15 protein-coding genes and 1 pseudogene are annotated in these 23,702 nt (G+C 61.8%); 13 read left to right on the forward strand and 3 right to left on the reverse strand.

Translation table 11 applies throughout. The features are described from left to right. Nucleotides 1-59 precede the first annotated feature (59 nt). From BLX89_RS04530 to BLX89_RS04555, 6 genes and pseudogenes are all read left to right on the forward strand, one after another. Nucleotides 60-2,330 carry a DUF3141 domain-containing protein gene (locus BLX89_RS04530; RefSeq protein ID WP_075289465.1) on the forward strand — a complete coding sequence of 757 codons (2,271 nt, stop codon included), beginning with the start codon at nt 60-62 and terminating at the stop codon, nt 2,328-2,330. A 36-nt stretch (nt 2,331-2,366) separates the two neighbouring features. After that, entirely contained in the window at nt 2,367-3,332 is a 966-nt protein-coding gene (locus BLX89_RS04535) for a phosphate acetyltransferase (RefSeq protein ID WP_075289466.1), read from the forward strand. 3 nt (nt 3,333-3,335) lie between these two features. After that, the gene (locus BLX89_RS04540; RefSeq protein WP_075289467.1) at nt 3,336-4,508 is read left to right on the forward strand and encodes an acetate/propionate family kinase; all 1,173 of its coding nucleotides are present in this window, start codon (nt 3,336-3,338) and stop codon (nt 4,506-4,508) included. A 25-nt stretch (nt 4,509-4,533) separates the two neighbouring features. Further along, a pseudogene (gene fabI, locus BLX89_RS04545) lies at nt 4,534-5,315 on the forward strand (enoyl-ACP reductase FabI). A 118-nt stretch (nt 5,316-5,433) separates the two neighbouring features. Then, nucleotides 5,434-5,832, forward strand: a complete 399-nt coding sequence (locus tag BLX89_RS04550) for a (R)-mandelonitrile lyase (RefSeq protein ID WP_075289468.1) — start codon at nt 5,434-5,436, stop codon at nt 5,830-5,832. Nucleotides 5,833-5,890: 58 nt separating this feature from the next. Next, nucleotides 5,891-6,127: a tautomerase family protein gene (locus BLX89_RS04555; RefSeq protein WP_075289469.1), complete on the forward strand. Its 237-nt coding sequence runs from the start codon at nt 5,891-5,893 to the stop codon at nt 6,125-6,127. 84 nt (nt 6,128-6,211) lie between these two features. Here the strand turns inward: BLX89_RS04555 and BLX89_RS04560 are convergent, their stop codons facing one another. Next, a complete protein-coding gene (locus BLX89_RS04560; protein WP_075289829.1) occupies nt 6,212-9,295 on the reverse strand; it encodes a calcium-binding protein in 3,084 nt (1,027 codons plus the stop codon). Nucleotides 9,296-9,516: 221 nt separating this feature from the next. After that, a complete protein-coding gene (locus BLX89_RS04565; protein WP_075289830.1) occupies nt 9,517-11,556 on the reverse strand; it encodes an O-linked N-acetylglucosamine transferase, SPINDLY family protein in 2,040 nt (679 codons plus the stop codon). Between the two features lie 574 nt (nt 11,557-12,130). Between BLX89_RS04565 and BLX89_RS04570 the strand changes: the two genes are divergently transcribed. After that, a complete protein-coding gene (locus tag BLX89_RS04570) occupies nt 12,131-16,138 on the forward strand; it encodes a beta strand repeat-containing protein (RefSeq protein WP_075289470.1) in 4,008 nt (1,335 codons plus the stop codon). Nucleotides 16,139-16,429: 291 nt separating this feature from the next. Continuing rightward, nucleotides 16,430-17,698 (forward strand): adenylate/guanylate cyclase domain-containing protein, encoded by a 1,269-nt coding sequence (locus tag BLX89_RS04575; protein ID WP_075289471.1) that lies wholly within the window; start codon nt 16,430-16,432, stop codon nt 17,696-17,698. A gap of 119 nt (nt 17,699-17,817) precedes the next feature. Here the strand turns inward: BLX89_RS04575 and BLX89_RS04580 are convergent, their stop codons facing one another. Next, on the reverse strand, nt 17,818-18,726 hold the full coding sequence (locus tag BLX89_RS04580) for a helix-turn-helix domain-containing protein (protein ID WP_083637331.1): 909 nt from the start codon (nt 18,724-18,726) through the stop codon (nt 17,818-17,820). Nucleotides 18,727-18,964: 238 nt separating this feature from the next. Between BLX89_RS04580 and BLX89_RS04585 the strand changes: the two genes are divergently transcribed. The 5 genes from BLX89_RS04585 to BLX89_RS04605 all read left to right on the forward strand — a co-directional run bounded on the left by BLX89_RS04585 (nt 18,965) and on the right by BLX89_RS04605 (nt 23,687). Next, on the forward strand, nt 18,965-20,191 hold the full coding sequence (locus BLX89_RS04585) for an amino acid ABC transporter substrate-binding protein (protein ID WP_075289472.1): 1,227 nt from the start codon (nt 18,965-18,967) through the stop codon (nt 20,189-20,191). A 242-nt stretch (nt 20,192-20,433) separates the two neighbouring features. After that, the gene (locus BLX89_RS04590) at nt 20,434-21,306 is read left to right on the forward strand and encodes a branched-chain amino acid ABC transporter permease (RefSeq protein ID WP_075289473.1); all 873 of its coding nucleotides are present in this window, start codon (nt 20,434-20,436) and stop codon (nt 21,304-21,306) included. Further along, nucleotides 21,303-22,256 (forward strand): branched-chain amino acid ABC transporter permease, encoded by a 954-nt coding sequence (locus tag BLX89_RS04595; protein WP_075289474.1) that lies wholly within the window; start codon nt 21,303-21,305, stop codon nt 22,254-22,256. Before BLX89_RS04590 ends, BLX89_RS04595 begins: the two co-directional genes overlap by 4 nt. After that, complete coding sequence (locus tag BLX89_RS04600; protein WP_075289475.1) at nt 22,253-22,981, forward strand: ABC transporter ATP-binding protein; 729 nt, start codon at nt 22,253-22,255, stop codon at nt 22,979-22,981. Before BLX89_RS04595 ends, BLX89_RS04600 begins: the two co-directional genes overlap by 4 nt. After that, a complete protein-coding gene (locus BLX89_RS04605; protein WP_075289476.1) occupies nt 22,974-23,687 on the forward strand; it encodes an ABC transporter ATP-binding protein in 714 nt (237 codons plus the stop codon). Before BLX89_RS04600 ends, BLX89_RS04605 begins: the two co-directional genes overlap by 8 nt. Nucleotides 23,688-23,702: the final 15 nt, after the last annotated feature.

A 23,702-nucleotide genomic window follows, 5' to 3' on the forward strand; every position in this document is an offset into this window, starting at 1 on the left:
TTTCGGTATTGTAATTGCTGCAGTGCAGCGTTCCTGACGGATGGAAGAAGGAGTTTCGCATGCGTAGCCCTTCCTTAAGCAAGCTGGATACGAGTTTTTCCGGTCAGTTCGGCCCGCTGGGCCTGATGTTCGATTATGCGGTCGATGCGGCGCAGCGTACGACGCTGTTCTGGGATGTCATGCGCCAGCGCGGAAACCAGTATCAGGCCCATGCCGCCAAGACGGCCCCGCATGTCCTGAGCTACACGCCGGAAATCGTCGTCGATGGCCGGACGCTGGAAAAGCCGGTCAATTATGCGCTCACCCGCATCGTGCCCCCAGAAGGCTTGGTGATCGACCAGACCCGACGCCCGTTCGTGGTGATCGATCCCCGCGCCGGCCATGGCCCCGGCATTGGCGGCTTCAAGGCCGAAAGCGAAATCGGGGTTGCGCTGAAGGCCGGTCATCCCTGCTATTTCGTCGGTTTCCTGCCGGAACCCATACCGGGCCAGACTATAGAGGATGTCGCGCGGGCCGAGGCCATCTTCCTCGAAAAGGTGATCGCGCTTCATCCTCAGGCGGACGCCAAGCCCTGCGTCATCGGCAATTGCCAGGCGGGCTGGGCTGTGATGATGCTTGCGGCCCTGCGTCCGGAACTCTTCGGCTCGATCATCATTGCCGGCGCACCACTCTCCTACTGGGCCGGGGTCCATGGCAAGTATCCCATGCGCTACAGCGGCGGGCTCCTCGGCGGTAGCTGGCTGACCGCACTGACCGGCGATCTGGGGCAGGGCAAGTTCGATGGCGCCTGGCTGGTGCAGAATTTCGAGAACCAGAACCCCGCCAACACGCTCTGGACAAAGCAGTATAATCTTTACTCCAAGATCGACACCGAAGCGCCGCGTTACCTGGGCTTCGAGGAATGGTGGGGCGGTCACGTCAACCTCAACGCCGAGGAAATCCAGTTCATCGTCGATGAGCTTTTCATCGGCAACAATCTTGCGGCCGGCCGCATCACGTCTTCGAATGGCGCGGTGATCGATCTGCGCAACATCCGCTCGCCGATCGTCGTCCTGTGCTCGAAGGGCGACAACATCACCCCGCCGCAGCAGGCGCTCGACTGGGTGCTCGATCTCTATGACGATGTCGATGACATCCGTTCCCACGGCCAAACCATCATCTACAGCGTGCATGAAACGATCGGTCATCTCGGGATTTTCGTGTCGGCCGGCATAGCCCGCAAGGAACATGGCGAGTTTTCGTCCAACATCGATCTGATCGACGCCTTGCCGCCGGGGCTTTACGAGGCGACCTTCGAGGCGAAGACGGCCGAGACCGAGAGTGCGGATCTGGTCAATGGCGACTGGATCATGCGCTGCGAGGCACGCACGCTGGACGATATCCGGGCGCTCGGCGGCAACGATGCCGCCGATGATCGCCGCTTTGCAACGGCGGCAAAGGTGTCCGAGATCAATCTCTCGCTTTACCGTACCTTACTGCAGCCTTTCCTGCGGCAGGCGCTGCCGGAAGGCTTCGGAGAGGCGCTCCGACAGCTTCATCCCCTGCGTCTGCAATACGAGATCTTCTGCGATGCCAATCCTTGGATGGCGGCTGTGCCGGAATGGGCGGAGGAGGCCGCGGCGAAGCGGCGCCCCGTCGAGGGTGACAACCCTTTCCTTGCGATTGAACGCACGGTCTCCGGCCAGATCGTTTCCGCGCTCGAAGCCTGGCGGACGATGGCGGAGCAGATGAGCGAGGCTACCTTCCTGATGGTCTATGGTTCGCCCCTGTTGCAGGCCTCGGTCGGCATCGATCCGACGGACGATGCGCCGCTGCGTCGCGCCGGTAAGACAGGCCTGCATGAAAGCCTGCTGCGGGAGCGTATCGGGGAACTCAAAAAACGCATCCCCGAAGGTGGCCTGCGCGAAGCCCTGGCACGCGGTCTCATCTATGTGGCGAGCGCGCGCGGAAGCGTGGACGAGCGCGGTTTCGCGGCGATCCGCAACATGCGTTCGATTGAAGAGGGGTTGCCGCCCATGACGCTCGGCGATTTCAAGGCGCTGATCCGCGAGCAGTTTCTCATTCTGCTGATCGATCAGGAGGCCGCGCTGGAGGCTGTGCCTGCGCTTCTCCCCGAGGATATGGACGTCCGTCGCAAGGCGCTTTCCGCGCTGAAGGACGTGCTTACCGTGCGCGGCGGGCTTTCCGGCGAGCTGGAAGCCCGCTGGCAGCGGGTGGTGCAACTCTTCGGTATCGATGAGGGTATCGAGGACGTCGAGGAGCCGCAGGCGGCTGCATCCGAACAGGATAAGGTGGTAAAGATCGGACGGGCAAAACGGGTCAAGGGCTGAGCCGGCACGCCGGTATTCCAGCGCAGGGGAGTTTTCATGACGGATACGGTCAGCAGTACAACCCCGGTGGCGCACCAGAAGTACGAGCGGCTTATCGCCCGTGCGCAACAGACACCGCCGACAAAGACCGTGGTCGTGCATCCTTGCGATGAAACTTCTCTTCGCGGCGCGGTCGAGGCAGCGGAGGAAAGACTGATCGCCCCGATCCTCGTCGGCCCCCGCCACCGTATCGAAATAGTCGCGACCGCACACCAGATCGATATTTCGCCCTATGAGCTTGTCGATGTCGCCCACAGCGATGCCGCAGCCAGCCTGGGCGTGGAGTTGATCCATCAGGCGAAGGGCGAGCTTCTGATGAAGGGCAGCCTGCACACGGACGAGCTTATGCGGGCGGTAACGGCATCCGCGACCGGGCTTCGTACCGCCCGCCGCATCAGCCATGTCTTCGTCATGGACGTCCCGACCTATTCCGAGCCACTTTTCATTACCGATGCCGCGATCAACATCGAGCCCGATCTCGATGCCAAGCGGGATATCATTCAGAACGCCATCGATCTCTTCAACCATGTCGGCCTTGGCAAGCCGCGTGTGGCGATCCTGTCGGCGGTCGAAACCGTGACCTCCAAGATACCCTCGACGATCGATGCGGCGGCGCTCTGCAAGATGGCGGATCGCGGGCAGATCACCGGCGGCGTGCTGGATGGTCCGCTCGCCTTCGACAATGCCATCGATCCAGAAGCCGCCCGCATCAAGGGCATCCATTCGCCGGTTGCCGGGCGCGCGCAAATTCTCGTGGTGCCCAATCTGGAGGCCGGCAACATGCTCGCCAAGAACCTGACCTTCATGGCGCGCGCCGATGCGGCCGGCATCGTGCTGGGTGCGCGGGTGCCGATCATTCTGACCTCGCGCGCCGATTCCGTGCGCACTCGTCTCGCATCCTGCGCCATCGCCGTGCTGCTCGCCGATGCGCGAAGGCATATGGCGGCGGTGACGGGCTCCTGAGGCATGGATACCATTCTCGTCGTCAATGCCGGCTCTTCCAGCCTCAAGTTTGAGGTCTTCTCCATCGAAGGCGGCTTGCACAAACGCCTGAAGGGTCAGATGGAAGGTGTCGGCACGGCACCTCACCTTCGCGTCAAAGATGGTGCCGGTGCCGTGATCGCCGATCATGTGTTCGAACCGGGCGATGTGGCCGACCTGCCGGCGGCCATGCGCCACGTCGGCGCGTGGCTTGTCGAGCGGCACGAGGGGCGGCTTGTTGCCGTCGGCCACCGTGTCGTGCATGGCGGGCCGGACTATACCGCCCCGGTGCTCATCGATGAGAAGGTGATCGCCGATCTCGAGCGTTATGTGCCGCTTGCTCCGCTGCATCAGCCCAACAATCTTGCCCCGATCCGGGCGATCCTGGAGCGCCGGCCGGATTTGCCGCAGGTCGCGTGTTTCGACACATCCTTCCATCGCGGCCACAGTGCCGTCGCCGATCACTACGCCATCCCTGAGCATTTCTTTGCTGAAGGCGTCAGGCGCTACGGTTTTCATGGTCTGTCCTATGAGTATGTGGCAGGACGGTTGCCGGAGATTGCGCCCGAAGTCGCCGGCGGCAGGGTCATCGTTGCCCATCTGGGAAGCGGCGCCTCGCTCTGCGCGCTATCAGCGGGTCGTAGCGTGGAAAGCACGCTGGGTTTTACCGCGCTCGACGGATTGCCGATGGGCACGCGCTGCGGCCAGATCGATCCGGGCGTCATCCTCTACCTTCTGGACCAGAAGGGCATGACCGCCCATGAGGTGCAGGACCTGCTCTACAAGGATTCGGGTCTCAAGGGGCTTTCTGGCGTCAGCAACGATGTCAGGGCCCTGCTTGAAAGCACCGAGCCTTCCGCGGCCTTCGCACTGGATCATTTCGTGTACCGCATCGGCCTCAACGCCGGCATGCTTGCGGCGGCCCTTGGCGGTCTCGATGCCTTCGTTTTTACCGCGGGCATCGGCGAGAACTCGCCGGATATGCGCGCCCGGATTTCCGACGGGTTGAGATGGTTCGGCGCAGCACTCGACGCGCAGGCCAATGCCCGCGGCGATCTTCTGATCTCAACGCCGGAAAGCGTCGTCCGGCTGTATGTCGTGCCGACAGACGAAGAGCTCATGATCGCGCGCCACACGCTTGCGATCAGCGGACATTGACCACGGAACATCAGAGGGGATGGGCATGCTTCCGACGGTAAAGGCAAAGCTTCTGGAAGGAAAAAAGGGTCTGATCGTCGGCATCGCCAATGATCAGTCGATCGCCTGGGGCTGCGCACGCGCCTTTCGTGCGCTCGGCGCCGAGCTTGCCGTGACCTACCTGAACGACAAGGCCAAACCCTATGTCGCGCCGCTTGCAGAAGTGCTTGAAGCGCCGATCGTCATGCCGCTCGATGTCTCCGTGCCGGGGCAGCTCGAAGCCGTGTTCGAGCGGATCGCGGCGGAATGGGGCGAGATCGATTTTCTCGTCCATTCCATCGCATTCTCGCCGAAGGACACATTGCAGGGCAGGGTGGTGGACGCGCCGCAGGACGGTTTCCTGAAGACCATGGACATCTCCTGCTGGTCCTTCATCCGCATGGCACATCTGGCCGAGCCTCTGATGAAGAACGGCGGCACGCTGTTCACCATGAGTTACTACGGTAGCCAGATGGTGGTGAAGAACTACAACATCATGGGCGTCGCCAAGGCCGCGCTTGAAAGCGCGGTGCGCTATATCGCCGCCGAACTTGGCCCAAGGGCATCCGTGTTCATGCCATTTCGCCCGATCCGCTGGCGACCCGCGCGGCGTCCGGCATTCCCGAGTTTGACGAGCTTCTGCACAAGGCGCAGGAAACGGCGCCCACCCGCAGCCTCGTCAGCATCGATGACGTCGGCATGACCACTGCGTTTCTTGCCCATGATGCCGCCCGTCTCATCACCGGGGAAACGCTTTATATCGACGGCGGCTATCACATCATGGATTGAACGGTCCGGTCCGTCATAGCTCCCGCTCTCGGAGCCGCCGGGGCCATAACAGCCGGCAGCTCTGGTTTCGATCGGCTCACTGATATAGCATCGTGGCTCAATGACGAGGAGCGGAATCGTGGTGGACATTACGCGCAATGGCTCGACGCCATCGGCAAGAGGGCCGGCAGACTGGTTTACAGGTACCGTTCGCATCGACCCCCTGTTTGCCGCCAATGATGCGCGCCGGGCCGCGGCCGGCAGCGTGACGTTCGAACCGGGTGCACGCACGGCCTGGCACACGCATCCGCGCGGCCAGACGCTGATCGTGACGGCGGGCAAGGGCCTTGTTCAGCGTGAGGGCGGGCCGATCGAGGAAATCCATCCCGGTGATGTGGTCTGGTTTGCACCCGGCGAAAAACACTGGCATGGCGCCACGCCTTCGACCGCATTGACCCACCTCGCCATTCAGGAGCACCTCGACGGCAAGGTCGTCGACTGGCTGGAACACGTCACCGACGAGCAATATTCCGGTTGACGGTTCGAATGACGACGCAATTCAATCCATCAAGTGAACAGAGCAGGGGAGGCGCTGCGTGCCGCACGTTATCGTGAAAATGATCGAGGGAAAGACTGAAGAACAGAAACAGGCGATGACCGCTGCTGTCGCAGAGGCGCTGAAGACGACGCTCGGCTGCTCAGACAGTGCCATTTCGGTGGCAATCGAGGACTTTCCGAAAGAGGACTGGACTGACGTCGTTTATGTGCCTGACATCCAGGGCAAGGCGGATCGGATATACAAAAAGCCGGGCTACGATCCCTTCAAGGAATGACCCTGGTTTTTCGTCGCACAACCGGCCGTTAAAAGGACCGTGCCGCGTTGTCTCAGAGGATCAACGCGGCACGGTTTGTCAGGCTCAGACCAGCATGAAGTCGCCGGTGCTGAGGGTGGTGATGTTGTCGAGGGTAGCAATTAGGACAGATTCCTTGTCGCCGCCCTTGCCGTCAGCATCGAACCAGAGCCGGTGCGTGTCCTTCTCGAAAAGGAAGGTCGGGCCGGTGGTGGCGCTGAAGTCGGCCTCGTTGGAGAGGACCAGCTTGACCGAGGTGGCATTGCCCAGCCCGAAATTATCGCTGTCGATGGCAAGTTTGTCTTCGCCACGCTTGAAGTCGGTAATCTGGTCGCCGCCATCGGTGAGATAGCTGAACTGGAAGCTATCCTTACCGGTGCCGCCGGTGAGCAGGTCTCCGCCCATGCCGCCGATCAGCGTATCATTGCCGCCACGGCCCTGCAGGGTGTCGTCCATCGAACCGCCGGATATCCACTCGCTGGCATTCGAGCCGCGGATGTCATCATCCTGGCTCGAGCCCCAGATGCGCTCGACATTCTTGACCGTCAGGTTGATGGCAAGGCCATCATTTTTGCTGTTGTCGAGCAGATCGAGCTTCACCGACGAGTCGTAGCCATAGTAGGTGAAGTCGATCGTATCGATGCCGTCGCCGCCATCGATGACATCCTTGCCGGTCGTGTCGTTACGGGTGAACCAGTCATCGCCCGCGCCGCCGGAATGGGTGTCGTTGCCGGCTCCGTCATGGAAGACGTCATTGCCTGCGCCGCCGACCATCGTGTCATTGCCGGCATCGTCGCGGAACGAGTCCCGGCCGTTGCCGCCTTCGAGCCTGTCGTTGCCGGCGTTACCCTGCAGGTTATCGTCACCGGAACTGCCGATGACCGTATCGTTGCCCTTGGTTCCGATGAAATCGAGCGCTTCCATGCCGGAAAAGGTCGTGTTGGCGTTGACCTTCACGGTGCCGGTGCCGAACGTGAACTTGACGCCCGTGGTGAGAGCCGAGACGTCGACGGCAACGCGGTCGGTGCCGCTGCCACCGATGGCCGTATCACCGGCGCCGATGTGCAGGTCGTCGTTTCCGGCGCCGCCATCGAGAGTGTCGGCATCCATGTCGCCGGCATAGTCGGCCGACCACAGGCTGTCATTGCCGTCGCCGCCCTTGAGGGTGTCCCGGCCGTTGCCGCCGTAGATGTAGTCGTTGCCGCCAAGGCCCGAGAGCGTGTCGTTGCCGGCATTGCCTTTGAAGGTGTCGGAGAGGTTGCCACCCGTGAACTTGTCCGCACCGCTGCCGCCGGCGATGCTGACCTGCTCGAAGTTCTTCAGGGTAACATCGCCATTGACGAGGGTGGCGTTGGCGCTGAGCGTAAACGTCAGCGCCTTGGTCGTTTCGTGGCGATCGATATCGGCAAAGTCCGTGCCGGTGCCGCCATCGGCATTGAGCTTGCCGTGGATGTAGCCGAGGCCGGAATTAAACTCCACTTCGTCATTGCCGGCGCCCATGTCGAGTGTCGTCGTATCGCCGCCAGTGTGGGCGTTGAAGATGGTCAGGTGCATCTTGTCGTTGCCGTCTCCTGCAGAAATTGTGTTGTTTCCGCCCATGTCACGGAGGATATCGTTGCCCTTGCCGGCGGTGACCTTGTCATTGCCAAGACCGCTGTCGAGCATGTCGTCTCCGATGCTGCCGGTCAGCTGGTCATGACCGTCGTCGGAGTCAAACCAGACCCTTTGGGCGTTGCCGGCCTTCAGGATATCGTTGCCGTAAGCCGTGAAGACGTTGAAGATTTCCGTATCCTGGGCGAAGGAGCCGTTGGAAAGAGTACCCTTACCGTTGACGACCTCGAAGGTGTAGCTCGTGGTGTGGTAGCCGGACACATCGAGATAGACCGTGTCGGCGCCGGAGCCGCCATAGATCGAATCCCTTCCGGCACCGCCGAAGATCGTGTCGTTGCCGGCTTCGCCATAAAGCTTGTCGTTGCCTGAGCCGCCGTCGATATAGTCGTCGCCGGCACCTGCCTTCACCATATCGTCGCCGTCGTAGGTGACGAGATGGTCCTTGCCGCCAAGGGTGACGAAGCTGTTTTTGCCGTTGGTGCCGTAGAGATCGTAGTTCTCGACATTGACGATGGTCGAACCGTCGGAGAGCGTGTTGACGACGTTCGAGGCCTTGGCGGTGAAGTTGCCTTCGAGATTGCGGATTTCGACGAGATCGTCGCCGCTACCGCCGTCGATCGCATCCTTTCCGTTGTTGAGCGTCATCAGGATCTGGTCGTCGTCCGCGCCGGCATTGATCTTGTCGATGCCCGGGCCGGTGATGATGTAATCGTCGCCAGCGCCGCCGATCAGCGTGTCATTGCCGTCACCCGCCCAGAGATAGTCGTTGCCGTTTCCGCCATCGAGCGTGTCGTTTCCATCTTCGCCATAGAGTGCATCCCGGCCGTTGCCGCCGGTGATCTTGTCGTTGCCGAGCCCACCCTGCATATCGTCGTCGCCATAGCTGCCGCTGATGGTATCATCACCATCGCCGCCATAGATGTCGTCGTCGCCCTGGCCGCCGGACAGGGTGTCATTGCTGGCGCCACCGTCGAGATAGTCGTTGCCGGCATTGCCATAGAGCTTGTCGGCACCGTTCTGGCCGCTGAAGCGGTCGTTCCAGTGGCCGCCATTCAGCGTGTCTGCATAGTTTGTGGCCGAGATGGTGTATTGCTCGATATTGGTGACGGTGAAGCCGTACATGCTGACGGTTTTCGTCGCGTCCTGCACCGTGAAGGTAAGGCCCGACGTCCTGTTCTGCAGGTTGATGTCGACGGTATCCTGACCCAGCCCGCCATCGACCTTGTCGCCGGCCCAGTCTCCGATGGCGTAGTCGCTGAACTTGTCATCGCCGAGGCCGCCAGACATGGTGTCGGCGCTACCACCCCCGCGAATGGTGTCATCGCCTTGACCGCCGGAGATCGTGTCGCTTCCCAGATCGCCTGAGATGTCGTCGCCCTGGAAGCCACCGCTGATCGTGTCATTTCCGGCGCCACCGGCGAGGGTGTCCCTGCCGAAAAGGCCGTAGATCTTGTCGTTGCCGCCATAGCCGTAAATGTAGTCGTAGCCGTTTTCGCCCGTCAGTGTTTCCGAGGCGTCCGTTCCGTATTTCGTAGCCACTTTGTTCACCCATATCATCGTTTCAGATTTCGACAGGAAAGCTCCCGCCGTGGCCGCATCTGCTCACAACGCGGCATTCGATTGTGTATCGGGGGGAACAGCCGGTCTGGTTGTGGGGATCAAAGCGTTTCCGGCGCGGATCGAAGCATTCTGACGGACAGCAAAAACCCCTTGGTGGCGGGCACCAAGGGGTCTGAGATTTTTTCGGTTCCGTGGTCCGATTATTTTTTGGACCAGAGGCGGCTGTCTTCAAGCAGCGGGGCGTAGGTGTTCCACTTTGCCAGTTTTTCGAGATAACGGGCGCGGTAGGCCTGCTCGTCTTCCCAGCCGGTCTTCTCGGCAACCAGTTCGATACCGATCTCGTAGTAGGTGTCGAGATTGCGCAGATCGGGCACCGGCGTTTCACCGCGTTCGCACTCGCCTTGCATCTGGAGGTAAAGCTCTTCCAGACGGCGAACGGCGGCGGGCATGTCGCGCAGCACGCTCTTTTCCTTCTTGGCGAGCAGCGATTCGCGGATGGAGGCAAGCTTCTTGCGATCATTGCCGAGCGCGATCGCCTTGGCCACGTAGTCGGCCGGGTCGGTCGCGATCATTTCCGGAATGCCGGCCGAGGTGACGATGCTGGCGCAGAAGCGCGAGGCAAAGCCATTGCCCGGAACGGTGACGATCGGCAGGCCCATGGTCAGTGCATCGGCCGCGGTCGAGTGGGCGCCATACGGGAAGGTGTCGAGGAACAGATCGGCAAGGCCGATGCGCGCCAGATGCTGCGGATTGCCGGCCTTCTGGGCAAAAATCAGCCGCTCGGCGGCGATGCCCTTCTGGGTCGCGACCTGACGCAGGCGTTCATTGACATCTTCCGGGCCGGCGAGCAGCCAAAGGACGCTGTTCGGCGTGGCGGCCAGGATCTGCATCCAGCGGCCGAAGCATTCCTCGGTGATCTTCTGCATGCCGTTGAAGCTTGCGAAGACGAGCACGTCTTCCGGCAGGCCGACTTCGGCGCGGGTCGGCTTTGCGGCGATGACGCGCTTGCGATCGACCGGCTGGTTGCAGGGAATGCGCAGGACCTTCTCGGTGTAGTACACCTCATTTTCCGGCGGGATGATGTAGTTGTCGGCAATGATGTACTGGTGGAACGGGCTCGCCATCGTGCCCGGATAACCGCAGAAATTGACGATGACCGGTGCCGGACGATAGGCGAAGATCTTCGTGCGGGCATGTTTGGTGTAGCCGTTGACGTCGACGAGGATATCGATTTCGTCGTTGACGATCATGGTTGCCGCGTCCTGATCGCCGACAGCGGCGATGTCGCGCCAGTGATCGACCACGGCCTTCATGCGGCGCATGGTCGCGTCTTCGGTGCGGTTATCGCCGCAGTAATAGGCGTAGACCTCGACGTTCTTCTTGTCGTGCAGTTCCAGAACTTCGCTGAGAGCGAAGCCGACCGCGTGATCGCGAAGGTCGGAAGAGACATAGCCGATGCGCAGGCGCTCGCCGGTCGCCGTCTTCTGGCGTGGCTTGCGCAGCGGGAAGGCGAGCTGGTCCGGGCGGCCCATCAGCGACTTGTTGTAGCGATAGGCTTTGGCAAGCTGGAACAGCGGGTCGTCGGAGAAGCAGGCGAGCGTCAGCGGCGACATGGAATCGAGCAGGTTCTTGATCGAGACGTTCTCGGAGGGAACGAGCGTCGGCCACTTGCACTGGCGCTGGCGGATCGAGGTCCAATGATGGCCGGATTCATGCTTGTCCGGGCGCAGTTCCATCGCCTGGCGCAGCGTCGTTTCGGCATCTTCGAGCAGGCCGGCGTTTTCCAGCACGCGGCCGATATGCTGCAGCACCATCAGGCGATGGTTCGCACGATCGGGCGTGATCTCGGAGGTGCTTTCGATATAGCTCTTCCACTGCTGGATCGCCGGTGCCAACTGGCCGGAATCTTCCAGCGCGCGGCCGAGATTGATGTGGGCCTGGCCAAACTTCGGATCGAGCTTCAGGCAGGCCTGCAGGGCCTGGATGGCGCCGGCGAGATCGCCCATCTGGCGCAGCGTCACCGAGTAGTTGAAGTAGGCGAGGTGGAGCAGCGGGTTGGCGCCATTATAGGCGACCCACGTCTTGTAGATCTCGGCGGCCTTGGCGCGCTCTCCGGTAATGTTGAAGCTCTCGGCAACCTGGAACAGTTCGGCCAGCGGCATGAGCTGGTTTCTAGCCCGGGCCAGGATATCGACAAGCTGCGTGCCGGAGTTTGTAGCGAATGCGTTATCGTTGAGCATGGGCATCCCAGAAGAAGCCGCCTGACGGCAGGGGTTGAACGACGCAGAGAAGCGTTCCGGGCTTTTATCAGCGGTAGCTTGCTTTGGGCTTGTGTCGCGCGAACGGAGGCCTTTCTCCTCGCTTGTACCGGTTCGGCACAATTTTGTTCCGCCTTGGAATGGCGTCTTTTCCGGACGACCCATTCCAGTACAATTTAGCGGACGTGTTAACTCAAAATTAGAAGCTGCCGAATTAAATGTTTCCCAAGGCTTCTGCCGAAATCCCTGGTTACGCAAGGTAGCCGCGGACCTAAAGCAGCGACAAAACATTCTTGCGTTCAGCAAGACGCCGACACCTTCAAGGCGTGGGAATCAGAGCGTTGCGCTCTGGCTGCATGATGCCCTCCCAACGCGCCGGCTCCTGCGAGCCATGTTCCACGGAACGTTGTTTCTTTCCAACAGACGGCCAGCCAGTCGATGACAATGGTTGCGTCCATACGACGCGCGATTGATCGAATGGGGAACTCCGTCTGAACCGGTATGCCGGTGGATCGGAATGGCATGTGTAAACGGTCAACATCATAGGCGCGCGTCCATGACCTCGATTATCGCTTCTCTGACTACCACTCAGATCCGGGCTCTTTCCACCACCACGATCGCATCTCTGACGACGGAAGATGTGGCTGCACTCACCACCAAGCAGGTCGCCTCGCTGAGCTCTACGCAGCTCTCTGCCATCGAGACGGAAGACCTCGCTGTCCTCACCTCCGATCAGCTGCGGGCAATCTCGACCAAGTCGCTTGCCGGCCTGACCGTCGACCAGCTCGCTGTGATCGACTCCGCCAACATCGCGCTCCTGCAGACCTCGCAGGTTGCCGCCCTCAGCAGCACCCAGATTGGCTACCTGACGTCCGATCAGATCGCTGCCCTGACCTCCGCACAGGTTTCCTCGCTGAGCTCGAGCGTGATCGCTTCGCTCACCACCGAAGATATCTCCGTATTCTCCACCGATGACATTGCTGCCATCGGTGCAAAGGCGTTTTCGGGCCTCTCCACCGACAACATCGCCGCTCTCTCCACCGACCAGATCGCTGCAATGACGACAGCGCAGGTCGCTTCGCTGAAGACCAGCCAGATCGCTGCCCTGACGACCGACCAGATCGGCTCGCTGACGACCGCCCAGGCCGCCGTCATCACCGCTGCCCAGGCCGCCGCAATCTCGACCGATAACGTCGCGCTGCTCACGACCGACCAGGTTGCAGCTCTCAACACCAAAGCTATCGCCGCTCTGACCTCCTCCCAGGTCGCAGTTCTCACCACCGATCAGATCGATGCCCTCAGCACCGGCCAGATCGCAGGCCTCGGTTCCGTTGCCATTGCTGCCCTGACCTCGGACCAGCTCGGCGCCCTCGCCACCGGCGACATCGCCGCCATCAGCACCAAGGCCATCACCGGCCTGACGACTGCAAACGTAGCGCTGCTGTCGACCGATCAGGTTGTTGCACTCGGCACCGGTGCCGTTGCCGCCCTGACCACGACGCAGGTCGGCGCCCTGACCACGGATCAGGCCGCTGTTCTGACCACCACGCAGATCGGCGCCCTCAGCGCTCGCCAGGTCGCTGCCATCAGCACGGATAACGTTGCTGCCCTGACCACCGACCAGGTTGTTGCCCTGAACTCCAAGACGATTGCTGCTCTGACGACCGCCCAGATCGGCGCTCTGACGACGGATCAGGCCCAGGCCCTCAGCACTGGCCAGGTTGCAAGCCTGAGCGCCACGGCGATCGTTGCCTTCAGCACCGATCAGCTCGCAACGTTCTCGACGGACGACATTGCCGCCATCAGCGTCAAGACGCTCGGCGCCATGACGACCACCGCGTTCGCAGCTCTCTCCACCGATCAGGTTGCCGCTCTGACGACCGCTCAGGTGGTTGGCCTGAAGTCCACGCAGATCGCCGCCCTCACGACGGACCAGATCGGCGCACTGACCACGGCACAGACCGCTGTCCTGACCGCTGCACAGGCTGCCGCTCTCTCGACCGACAACGTCGCCCTGCTTTCGACCGATCAGGTCGTTGCCCTCAACACCAAGGCGATCACTGCACTGACCTCCTCGCAGGTCGGCGTTCTGACCACCGATCAGGTCGATGTCCTGACGTCCACCCAGCTCGGCGCCCTTGGCTCGGCTTCCCTCGCTGCTCTGAGCACGGATCAGGTCGCGGTTCTGTCAACCGACGACATCGCTGCCCTGAACTCCAAGGCTCTGGCCGGCCTGACCACGGACAGCGTTGCTGCCCTGACGACGGATCAGCTCGGTGCCTTCTCCACCGGCGCAATCGCCGCCTTGACGACGACCCAGGTCGGCGTCCTGACGACCGATCAGGCCGTTGCCCTCACCACCACCCAGCTTGGCGCGATGAGCGCTGCGCAGGTTGGCGCGATCAGCACGGATAACGTCGCCGTTCTCTCGACCGACCAGGTTGCCGCTCTCTCCACGACCCAGGTTGCCGCTCTCAAGAGCGCGCAGATCCAGGCTCTGACGACCGATCAGGCCGTTGCCCTGACCTCCGGTCAGCTCGGCGCCCTGACCACCGTCCAGATCGGCGTTCTCAGCACGACCAACCTCGCTGCCCTGACGACCGACCAGATCACGGCGTTCAGCACGAAGTCGATCGCCGCTCTCTCGACCGACCAGATCAATGCCCTCTCGACCGATCAGGTCGAAGCCCTGACGACGACCCAGGTCGCCGCACTCGGCTCGGCTGCACTCGGCGCGCTGAGCACCGACGATCTGGCAACCTTCTCGACGGCTGACGTCGCTGCCATCACCACCAAGATGCTGGCAACGCTCTCGACCGACAGCATCGCTTCCCTGTCGACGGATCAGGTTCTTGCCCTGTCCACCGCCCAGGTTGCCTCGCTGACGTCGGCCCAGGTTGGCGCTCTGACCTCCGATCAGGTCGGCGCACTTTCCACGACGCAGGTCGCCTCGTTCACCGGCACGCAGGTTGCTGCCCTGACGACCGACAACGTTGCCCTGCTCTCCACCGATCAGGTTCTGGCCCTCAGCTCCAAGTCGGTAGCGGCTCTGACGCTGGGCCAGATCAACGCCCTGACGACGGATCAGGTCGAAGCGCTCTCCAGCACGCAGGTTGCCGCCCTCGGCGCTGCCGCGATCGGTGCGCTCGGCACGGAAGACCTCGCAACCTTCTCGACGGCAGATGTCGCTGCCATCGGCGTGAAGTACCTGCCTTCGCTCTCGACGGACAATGTTGCAGCTCTGTCGACCGACCAGGTCGCAGCGCTCACCACGGCCCAGATGGCAGCCTTCACCACCGGCCAGATCGGCGCCCTGACGACGGATCAGTTCTCGATCCTCAGCACCGGCCAGATCGCAGCCCTGAGCTCGACCCAGGTGGCCAGCGTCTCGACCGACAACATTGCGGTCCTGACAACCGGCCAGGTTTCGGCCATGTCCTCCAAGTCGCTGTCGGCTCTGACCTCCGGCCAGGTCCAGGCACTGACGACGGACAGCATCGTTGCCCTCTCGACCTCGCAGATCAGCAACCTCAGCTCCACGGCAATCGCCGCACTGACGACCGATCAGGTCGCCGTGCTCGCCACGGAAGATGTCGCTGCCATCAGCATCAAGGGTCTGGCTTCGCTGACGACCGACAACATCGCAGTGCTCTCCACCGATCAGGCGGCGGCTTTGACCACCAACCAGGTTGTGGCCCTCAGCTCCAGCCAGGTCGGCGCCTTGACCTCCGACCAGCTCGGTGCTCTGACCACTGATCAGGTCTCGGTCCTGAGCTCCACCCAGATCGTTGCCCTCAGCACCGACAATGTCGCTCTGCTCTCGACCGATCAGGTCGCGGCTCTCGGCACCAAGGCTGTCGCCGGTCTGACCTCGGCGCAGGTCACGGCACTGACGACCGATCAGGTTGCAGCACTGACCACCGGTCAGGTCGCAGCTCTTGGCTCGACATCGCTCGCAGCCCTCGGCACCGACGATGTGGTCGAACTCTCCACGGCCGACATTGCCGCCATCGGCACCAAGGCTCTGGCAGGTCTCTCCACCGACAACATCGCGGTTCTCGGCACGGATCAGGTCGCTGCGCTCTCGACGGCACAGCTCCTGTCCCTGACCACGGCCCAGCTTGGCGCCCTGACCACCGACCAGCTCGTTGTCCTGACGACCGGTCAGGTCAATGCCCTGAGCTCGACCCAGGTCGCTTCGCTGAGCACCGACAGCATCGCGGTTCTCGGTACCGACCAGATCATCTCGCTGAACTCCAAGGCCGTCGCTGCTCTGACGACCGACCAGGTTCAGGCTCTGACCACCGACCAGGTTGAGGCTCTGACCTCCACCCAGGTCGCGGCCCTGAGCGCAGCCTCCATCGCCGCCATGGCGACGGAAGATCTGGCGACATTCTCGACCGACGACATCGCTGCCATCAGCATCAAGTCGATTGCCGGTCTCGGCACCGACGACATCGCGATCCTCTCGAGCGACCAGCTGCAGGCCATCAGCAGCACGCAGCTCGCTGCTCTCGATGACGACCAGGTTGCAGCTGTCATCGCTGCCTACCAGGCTATCTAATGCAATAGGCGGCGCGGCTCCGGTCGCGCCGCCATTCTCTTACCGGTCCCAAGCCGGTCTGAAGAGGGATTTCTCCACCTCGGAGAAATCCCTTTTTCCGTTCCGGCATGCGTTTATTTTTATCGTTCGCATATTGCGCCAGAACGCTCGGCTACCGATATCCGGACTTGTTTTGCTGCACGCGGTTTCGCAAGATCGCGGTGCGTATTTTGATCAAGGTTTCACGGATCCGGGCCTGCTTGGCGCTTACCGTCCACCAGCTGCGCCCGGCACTGCACAGTCAGAGGCTTCATGACGATGGATACAGGCTCAACCTCGCAATGGGGGGCAGAAGGTCATTGGCCGTCGCGGCGGCGGGCAATTCTCGACTGGCTGGTGCAGGGCACGCGAGACGAGCGCTTCATCGACAATATTCTTGTCGAGATGTGCACCCGGCTTCGAGAGGCCGGTGTGCCTGTCGGGCGCGCGACGCTGCATTTTCGCACGCATCACCCGGAATGGCTCGGCGCGCGCATCCTCTGGCGCACGGGAATGGAAGAGGCGAAGATCAGTTTCTTCGGCTATGGCGTCGAATCCACGTCACAATTCCAGAACAGCCCGGCAAACGAAATTCTGAGCGGGACGCCGGAGGTCCGCCAGAATCTCGAAGGCATCGCCGAAAGCGGTCATGCCTATCCGCTTTACGTCGAACTGAGCCGTGACGGGTTTACGGATTACATCGCCTGGCCGATGGACCATACCTTCGGAAAGAAGCATGTCATGACCTTTGCCTGCGACAGGCCGGGCGGGTTTTCAGATGACGATATCCTTTTCCTGAAGGATCTGACGCCAGCGCTGACGCTGGTGACGGAAATACGGCTGAAGAACATTCTCGCGCGCACATTCCTGCGCACCTATGTCGGCCCGCATGCCAGCGAGCAGATCCTGGCAGGCGCGACGACGCGCGGCAGCGGCGTCACCATCGAAGCCGCCATTCTGATCTGCGATCTGCGTGGCTTTACCGCGATTTCCGACCTCTGGCCGCGCGACGACGTGATTGATCTCTTGAACGCCTATTTCGACGCGATGTCCGATCCTGTCGAAGCCCATGGTGGTGAGATCCTGAAGTTCATGGGCGACGGGCTGCTCGCGATCTTCCCGCTCAGCAACCCGAATGCCGGTATCGACCTGTTGCGGGCGATCGCGGAATCGCAGACGGCGATGGAGACGCTGAACGCCGAGAACGTCAAGCGCGGCAGGCCCTTGCTGAACTACGGCGTCGGCGTGCATGTGGGCGATGTGATGTATGGCAATATCGGCTCGCGCAAGCGGCTTGATTTTACCGTGATCGGCCCTGCAGTAAACGTCGCCTCCCGGCTTGAGAGTTTGACCAAAGAGACCGGCCGGCCGGTTTTGTTGTCTGCGGCTTTCTCGGAAATGGTCAAGGATCAGGTTGCGCTGGAAAGCCTCGGGAGTTTCCCTTTGAAGGGTGTCGGCGAGCCGGTGGATGTCTTCACGCCATTGGATATCGCGCAGGTTCTGGAAGCCGAACGACTTGATCAGGCTGCATCTTACGTCTGACGTCTGCACTATCGCTGCGAAAGCTTATCGCGATCTTTCAGATTCGCTTTCTCGCTTTAAGTCTTTGTTTTTACGTCTGTCTTTTCGCAAAACTGCGGCACACTTTTGCGAAACATGCTTTAAGGCCAGGCGGCGTAGCTTGTTTCGGAACGCACCTGCTTCAGCGCGATGCCCTGCCGGTAGGCGCGGGGCGAGACGCCAGACATGCGCTTGAAGAAGCGACTGAAATAGGCGGCATCCTTGAAGCCCAGGGCTTCGGCCGCTTCCGAGATTTGTAAGGTCGAACTATCGAGCAAGGTCGTTGCCTCCTGGATCAGGCGGGCGTGGATCAGCTCCATCGGCGTGCGGCCGGTAGTGCGGCGGACGGCCGTGTTCAGGCGGTCGGCGGTGACGCCGAGGGTTTCAGCGTAATGCTCGATGGTCCAGTGCTCGCGGTTGTGCAGTTCCACTAGATGGACGAAGCCCCGCACGATGGTTCGCGGCGAGGGTTGCGACTTGAGGGTAACGGGTGTTGCGATGCGCCAGATGGCGATCAACAGCAGCGCGAGGTGGTGGCGCACGACCTCCTGCGCGCCGGGCTGGGCAGCCTTCAGCTCCTGCTCGATCGTGGCGATGGTGCCGCTGAGCTTGCGCGCCTCCGCGAGAGGTATCGGGGCGCCGAGGATCGGCTGGGAGATCACGTCGCGCACGGGGGCGAAGACGGCGCCTGTCGGCATGGAGGATCCGAGCAGAACATCCGGCACTGCGAGGGCCGCCCCCTCCGCGCCGGCGTCGAAGATGATCGAGCCCGTTTCACCCGCAGGCGCCCAGACGAGGGAAGGGGCGGTAAGCGGCAGTTCGCGCGTGCCAAGACGGATCTGGCCGCTGCCGGAAAGGATAATGAAGACGCGGTTGCGCGTGCCGCGAAAAGTCCACGCCGACCGGGACAGCGCCCCCTGAAACAGCCGGGCTTCCGCGAAAGGTGCGACGTTTTGCTGGGAAGCGTGGGATCCGCTCGTGTGCAGTTGCGGGAAGTTGCTGTTCGCCATGGATTTTCCGATTTTCGTGCAGATTCGTCTTTGTTGTGTAAGCGGGTTCGAACGCAAAGCGTTTAAAGTTCAATCCGTGAAAAGTACAAATTTCTCCTGTAAAAGTCTATTCATTCCCTTCTAAAGCGCGCGTATCGTTCCCGTCGTCAAAGCCTGATGTGACCTGCTGGAGGAGAATGGCTGGTAGTTTCGGGTGACAAACGGTCCGTGGGAGCGGGCCATTGCGGGAGGATAATCCGTGAAGACTTTTCAACGCAGGCACGTCCTGCGAACGACGGCGGCTGTGCTGGCACTGGCTGTCACCGACCTTGGCACATTTGCCCTTGCGCAGGACAAGACCTCGGTGCGCTTCGGCTATGCCATTTCCAAAACCGGCCCGAATGCCGGCGGCGCGGGCATCACCACGCTTCCCAACTACCAGCTCTGGGTGAAGGATGTGAACGATGCCGGCGGGCTGGAAATGCCTGATGGCAAGAAGCTGCCGATCGAAGTGATCGAGTATGATGATCGTTCGTCGTCTGAAGAGGTGGTGCGCGCGGTCGAGCGCCTGGCGACGCAGGATCAGGTCGATTTTATCCTTGCACCCTGGGGCACCGGCTTCAATCTCGCCGTCGCGCCACTGTTTGATCGCTATGGTTATCCGCAGCTCGCCGTTTCCGCCGTCACCGATAAGGCGCCTGATTTCGTTCAGCGCTGGAAGAAGAGTTACTGGATGCTGGGCGGCGGGCATGATTATGCCAAGGCGCTTGCCGCGATCCTTGCCGACGCCAGCAAAGCGGGCACGATCAACAACAAGGTTGCGATGATTTCCGTTGCCGATGGCTTCGGCATCGATCTCGTGACGGCCGCTCGTCCGGCTTTCGAGGAAGCCGGTATCGAGCTTGTCTACGACAAGACCTATCCGGTCGGTACTTCGGACTTTTCGCCGATGATCAATGAGGCGAGCGCCAGCGGCGCCGATACATTCGTTGCCTTCTCCTATCCGCCGGATACGTTTGCGCTGACCCAGCAGTCGCAGGTCGCCAATTTCAATCCGAAGGTGCTTTATCTCGGTGTTGGCACGGGCTTCCCGATTTACGGCAAGAACAATGGCGACAATGCCACCGGCATCATGAGCCTCGGCGGCATCGATCCGAATAATCAGGAAAATGCCGCCTATCGCAAGCGCCACGAGGAAGTGACGGGTGTCGCGCCGGATTATTGGGGTAGTGTGATCACCTATGCCAGCCTGCAGATGCTGCAGGAGGCGATCAAGCGCAAGGGTCTCGACCGCGAGGCGGTTTCGGCCGAGCTTTCGACCGGCACTTTCCAGACCGTGCTGGGTGAAACGAAGCTGGAAGAAAACCAGCTGCGCAAACTCTGGTGGACGGGTCAGTGGCAGAATGGCCAGTTCGTGGGGGTCGCTCCCTCGGATCGTGACGGTGCGAGCAAGATCGTGCTGCCGCGTCAGGCCTGGACGAAGTGAGCCGAAGCATCTTTCCATTCTCCCCGCCTGCGGGGAGAAGGTGCCCGAAGGGCGGATGAGGGGCGGAAGCCTCGGCATTCTCAAGGATGAGAGTTTTGCCCCTCACCCTAGCCCTCTCCCCGCATGCGGGGAGAGGGGACGGCCCGGACTCGAAGATGCTCCTGCTCCAAGCCGCAGGGCCGCGCCGCAAGGCGGACGTGGCGCGGTCCTGCTGATTTGCATATGACATAAGGAGGAGGCCGATGCTCGTCACGGCCCTTTTGTCCGGGCTGGTGCTCGGCGGAACCTATGCGCTCGTCGCCATGGGGCTGACGCTCCAATACGGCATCGCGCGCATCATGAACCTTGCCTATGGCGAGATGATCATTTCGGCAGCCTTTCTGGCCTATGTGCTTTACGCCGACGCCGGCATCAATCCGGTCGTCGGGCTGCTGATTGCAGCGCCTGCCGGCTTTCTGCTCGGCTATGTCGTTTATGGCGTGATGATGCGGCCGCTGGTGGCGCGCGCAAAGGACAAGGCGAGCCTGGAGATCGATTCCATTCTCGCCACTTTCGGCCTGCTCTTCGTTATTCAGGGCGTGCTGCTCGTCATCTTTGGCGCGAATTTCACCAGCTACAATTATCTAAACGTCGCGGTCGATGTTTTCGGCACCAATATCGCGGCCAACCGGTTGCTGGCGCTAGTGATGGCGCTCGTGCTCGGCGGTGGGCTCTATATGCTGCTGACGCGCACGCTCTGGGGCACGGCGCTTCGGGCCGTTGCCGTTGCGCCGGCGTCTGCGCCGCTGGTCGGCATCAATGTCGACAAGGCTGCGCGCATGGCCTTTGCGCTCGGCGGGGCGCTGGCTGCGGCCGGCGGGGTCGTTATCTCCATGTACCAGACCTTTACCGCAACCTCCGGCGTGGTCTTCACCATGAAGGCGCTGATCGTCGTGATCATGGGCGGGGTCGGCAACATCCTCGGTGCGCTGTCCGCAGGGTTAATCCTTGGCCTCGTCGAGACCTTCGTCGCTACCTATATCGATCCGGGCCTGACGCTGGCTGCCACCTACGGCATCTTCCTCGCTATCCTGCTCTGGCGTCCTGCCGGCCTGTTCGGGAGGGCTTCGCGATGAAGAGCGTTCTTTCCCTGCAGGTCGCGCTGTTCGTTGTCATCGTCGCGGCGCTTGCTTTCCTGCCTGTCTTTGCCAGCCCTTATGGCCTGACGCTGATGATCGGCATGCTCGGCTATGTCACGCTTGCGACCGCCTGGGCGCTGTTTTCCGGCCCGACCCGCTATGTGTCGCTGGCGACCGTCGCCTTCTTCGGTATCGGCGCCTATACGGTGGCCGTGTTCAGCGAGAGCATGGCCTATCCGCTGCTGCTGCTTGTCTCGGCTGCCATCGGTCTTCTTGTGGCCAGTGTCGTGGGCTTCGCGACGCTCAGGCTCGCCGGCGTCTATTTCGTGATCTTCACCTTTGGGCTTGCCGAACTGATCCGTCAGCTGGTGACATGGTATGAAGTCAACATGACCGGCACGCTCGGCCGCTATATCTTCCTGCCGGTAACGCCGGAGGGGATTTACTGGCAGTTGCTCGGTCTCGCGGCGATCACCTTTGCGATTTCCTGGGGCGTGGGGCGCAGCCGTATCGGCCTTGCGCTGAAGGTCATCGGTGACGATGAAGTCGTGGCGGCCCATTGCGGTATCAATGTTGCCCGGGTGAAGCTGGCGCTGTTTGCTGTGAGTTCCACGATCATCACGCTTGTCGGCGCGATCCAGGCGCCGCGCTGGACCTATGTCGAGCCGGTGATTGCCTTCAACCCGACGGTCTCGTTCCTGACGCTGATCATGGCGTTGCTCGGAGGCGCGAACCGGCTGACGGGGCCGCTTCTGGGGGCAGTGCCGCTGTTCCTGCTGTTCGAGTGGCTGTCGGCCAATTTCCCGAACCATTATTCGATCATTCTTGGCCTGCTGTTCATCGCCATCGTCTTCATCCTGCCGCGCGGCGTGCTCGCCTTTGCGGAGGAGAACTGGAAGCGCTGGCGCAGGCATGAGGTGAAAACCGTGCCGGGAGTTGCGGAATGACGGACCTGCTGACGATTTCCGGCCTGACCCGGCGCTTCGGCGGGCTGACGGCGGTGGATGCCGTTTCCTTCTCCGTCAACCGTGGCGAGGTCGTTGCCCTGCTGGGGCCGAACGGCTCCGGCAAGACGACGGTGCTCAACATGATCTCCGGCCATCTGCCGCCGAGCGGCGGAACGATTGCGCTGAGCGACGAAATGATTTCCGGGCTTTCGCCCAACCGTATCGCATTGAAGGGCGTTGCCCGCACCTTCCAGTTGGTGCGCGGATTGCCATCGCTGACGGTGGCGGAGAATGTCATTGCCTCGCTCGCCTTCGGGCACCGCAAACTCTGGGGTGCTGCCGCCCGGACCGAGGCTTTGGCGCGGCTGGAGGAGGTGGGCCTTGCCCATCGCGCCGACCAGAGCGCGCAGGATCTGACCTATATCGACCAGAAGCGCATGGAGCTTGCCCGCGCGCTCGCCGCCGAGCCGGAACTGTTGCTGCTGGATGAGTGGCTGGCGGGCTTGAACCCGACGGAGCTTCGCACCGGCATCGAGCTGATCCAGTCCTTGAAGGGGCGGGGGATTACCGTGCTGCTGGTAGAGCATGTGATGGATGCGGTCAGGGCACTTTGCGATCGCTGCGTGGTGATGAATGCCGGTCGCAAGATTGCCGATGGACCGACGGAAAAGGCACTGTCGCATCCCGATGTCGTCACGGCTTATCTCGGAGGCGGCCATGCTTGATGTTGCAAACCTCTCGCTGCACTACGGTCGCCATGTGGCGCTGAACCGGGTTTCGGTTCGGGTGAACAAGGGTGAAACTGTCGTCATCCTCGGGGCCAATGGCGCGGGGAAATCCTCGCTTCTGAAATCCATCGCGCGGGTAGCGCGGCCGGATGCCGGGTACAGCGGTTCCTTCGATGGTCGCCGGATCGAGGCGCTTGCGGCGCATGACGTTCTGGAGGCGGGCATTGCGCTCGTGCCAGAAGGGCGCGGTGTCTTCGGCGATCTCACGGTCGATGAAAACCTTGCGCTTGGCGCCTATGCCAAGCGGGCGCGGGCGCATGCGGCCGACAGCCGGGCCTTCGTCTACGAGCTCTTTCCGAAGCTTAGGGACCGGCGGGCGCAGTTCGTCAACACCATGTCCGGCGGCGAGCAGCAGATGGTGGCAATCGGTCGGGCGCTGATGTCGAAGCCGGAACTCTTGATGCTGGACGAGCCGAGCCTGGGCTTGGCACCCGTTGTGGTCGGCGAACTGTTCCGCAGTCTCGGGCGCATTCGCGAGCGGGGCATTGCGCTTCTCGTCGTGGAGCAGAATGTGAAAATGAGCCTTTCCATTGCGGATCGGGGCTATCTTGCCGAAGCCGGGCGGATCACCGGCGAGGCAGCAGCCCGCGATCTGATGAACGATGCCGCCGTGCAGCGCGCCTTTCTCGGCGCCACGGCCTGAATTTTATGAACGGGA

The sequence above is a fragment of the Pararhizobium arenae genome (assembly GCF_001931685.1).
Classification (GTDB): Bacteria; Pseudomonadota; Alphaproteobacteria; order Rhizobiales; family Rhizobiaceae; genus Pararhizobium; species Pararhizobium arenae.

Bases quoted from the DNA above. Each gene is read 5' to 3' on its own strand.
- BLX89_RS04530 (WP_075289465.1), top strand. From the start codon at position 60: ATGCGTAGCCCTTCCTTAAGCAAGCTGGATACGAGTTTTTCCGGTCAG.
- BLX89_RS04535 (WP_075289466.1), top strand. From the start codon at position 2,367: ATGACGGATACGGTCAGCAGTACAACCCCGGTGGCGCACCAGAAGTAC.
- BLX89_RS04540 (WP_075289467.1), top strand. From the start codon at position 3,336: ATGGATACCATTCTCGTCGTCAATGCCGGCTCTTCCAGCCTCAAGTTT.
- BLX89_RS04565 (WP_075289830.1), bottom strand. From the start codon at position 11,556: ATGCTCAACGATAACGCATTCGCTACAAACTCCGGCACGCAGCTTGTC.
- BLX89_RS04570 (WP_075289470.1), top strand. From the start codon at position 12,131: ATGACCTCGATTATCGCTTCTCTGACTACCACTCAGATCCGGGCTCTT.
- BLX89_RS04575 (WP_075289471.1), top strand. From the start codon at position 16,430: ATGACGATGGATACAGGCTCAACCTCGCAATGGGGGGCAGAAGGTCAT.
- BLX89_RS04580 (WP_083637331.1), bottom strand. From the start codon at position 18,726: ATGGCGAACAGCAACTTCCCGCAACTGCACACGAGCGGATCCCACGCT.
- BLX89_RS04590 (WP_075289473.1), top strand. From the start codon at position 20,434: ATGCTCGTCACGGCCCTTTTGTCCGGGCTGGTGCTCGGCGGAACCTAT.
- BLX89_RS04595 (WP_075289474.1), top strand. From the start codon at position 21,303: ATGAAGAGCGTTCTTTCCCTGCAGGTCGCGCTGTTCGTTGTCATCGTC.
- BLX89_RS04600 (WP_075289475.1), top strand. From the start codon at position 22,253: ATGACGGACCTGCTGACGATTTCCGGCCTGACCCGGCGCTTCGGCGGG.
- BLX89_RS04605 (WP_075289476.1), top strand. From the start codon at position 22,974: ATGCTTGATGTTGCAAACCTCTCGCTGCACTACGGTCGCCATGTGGCG.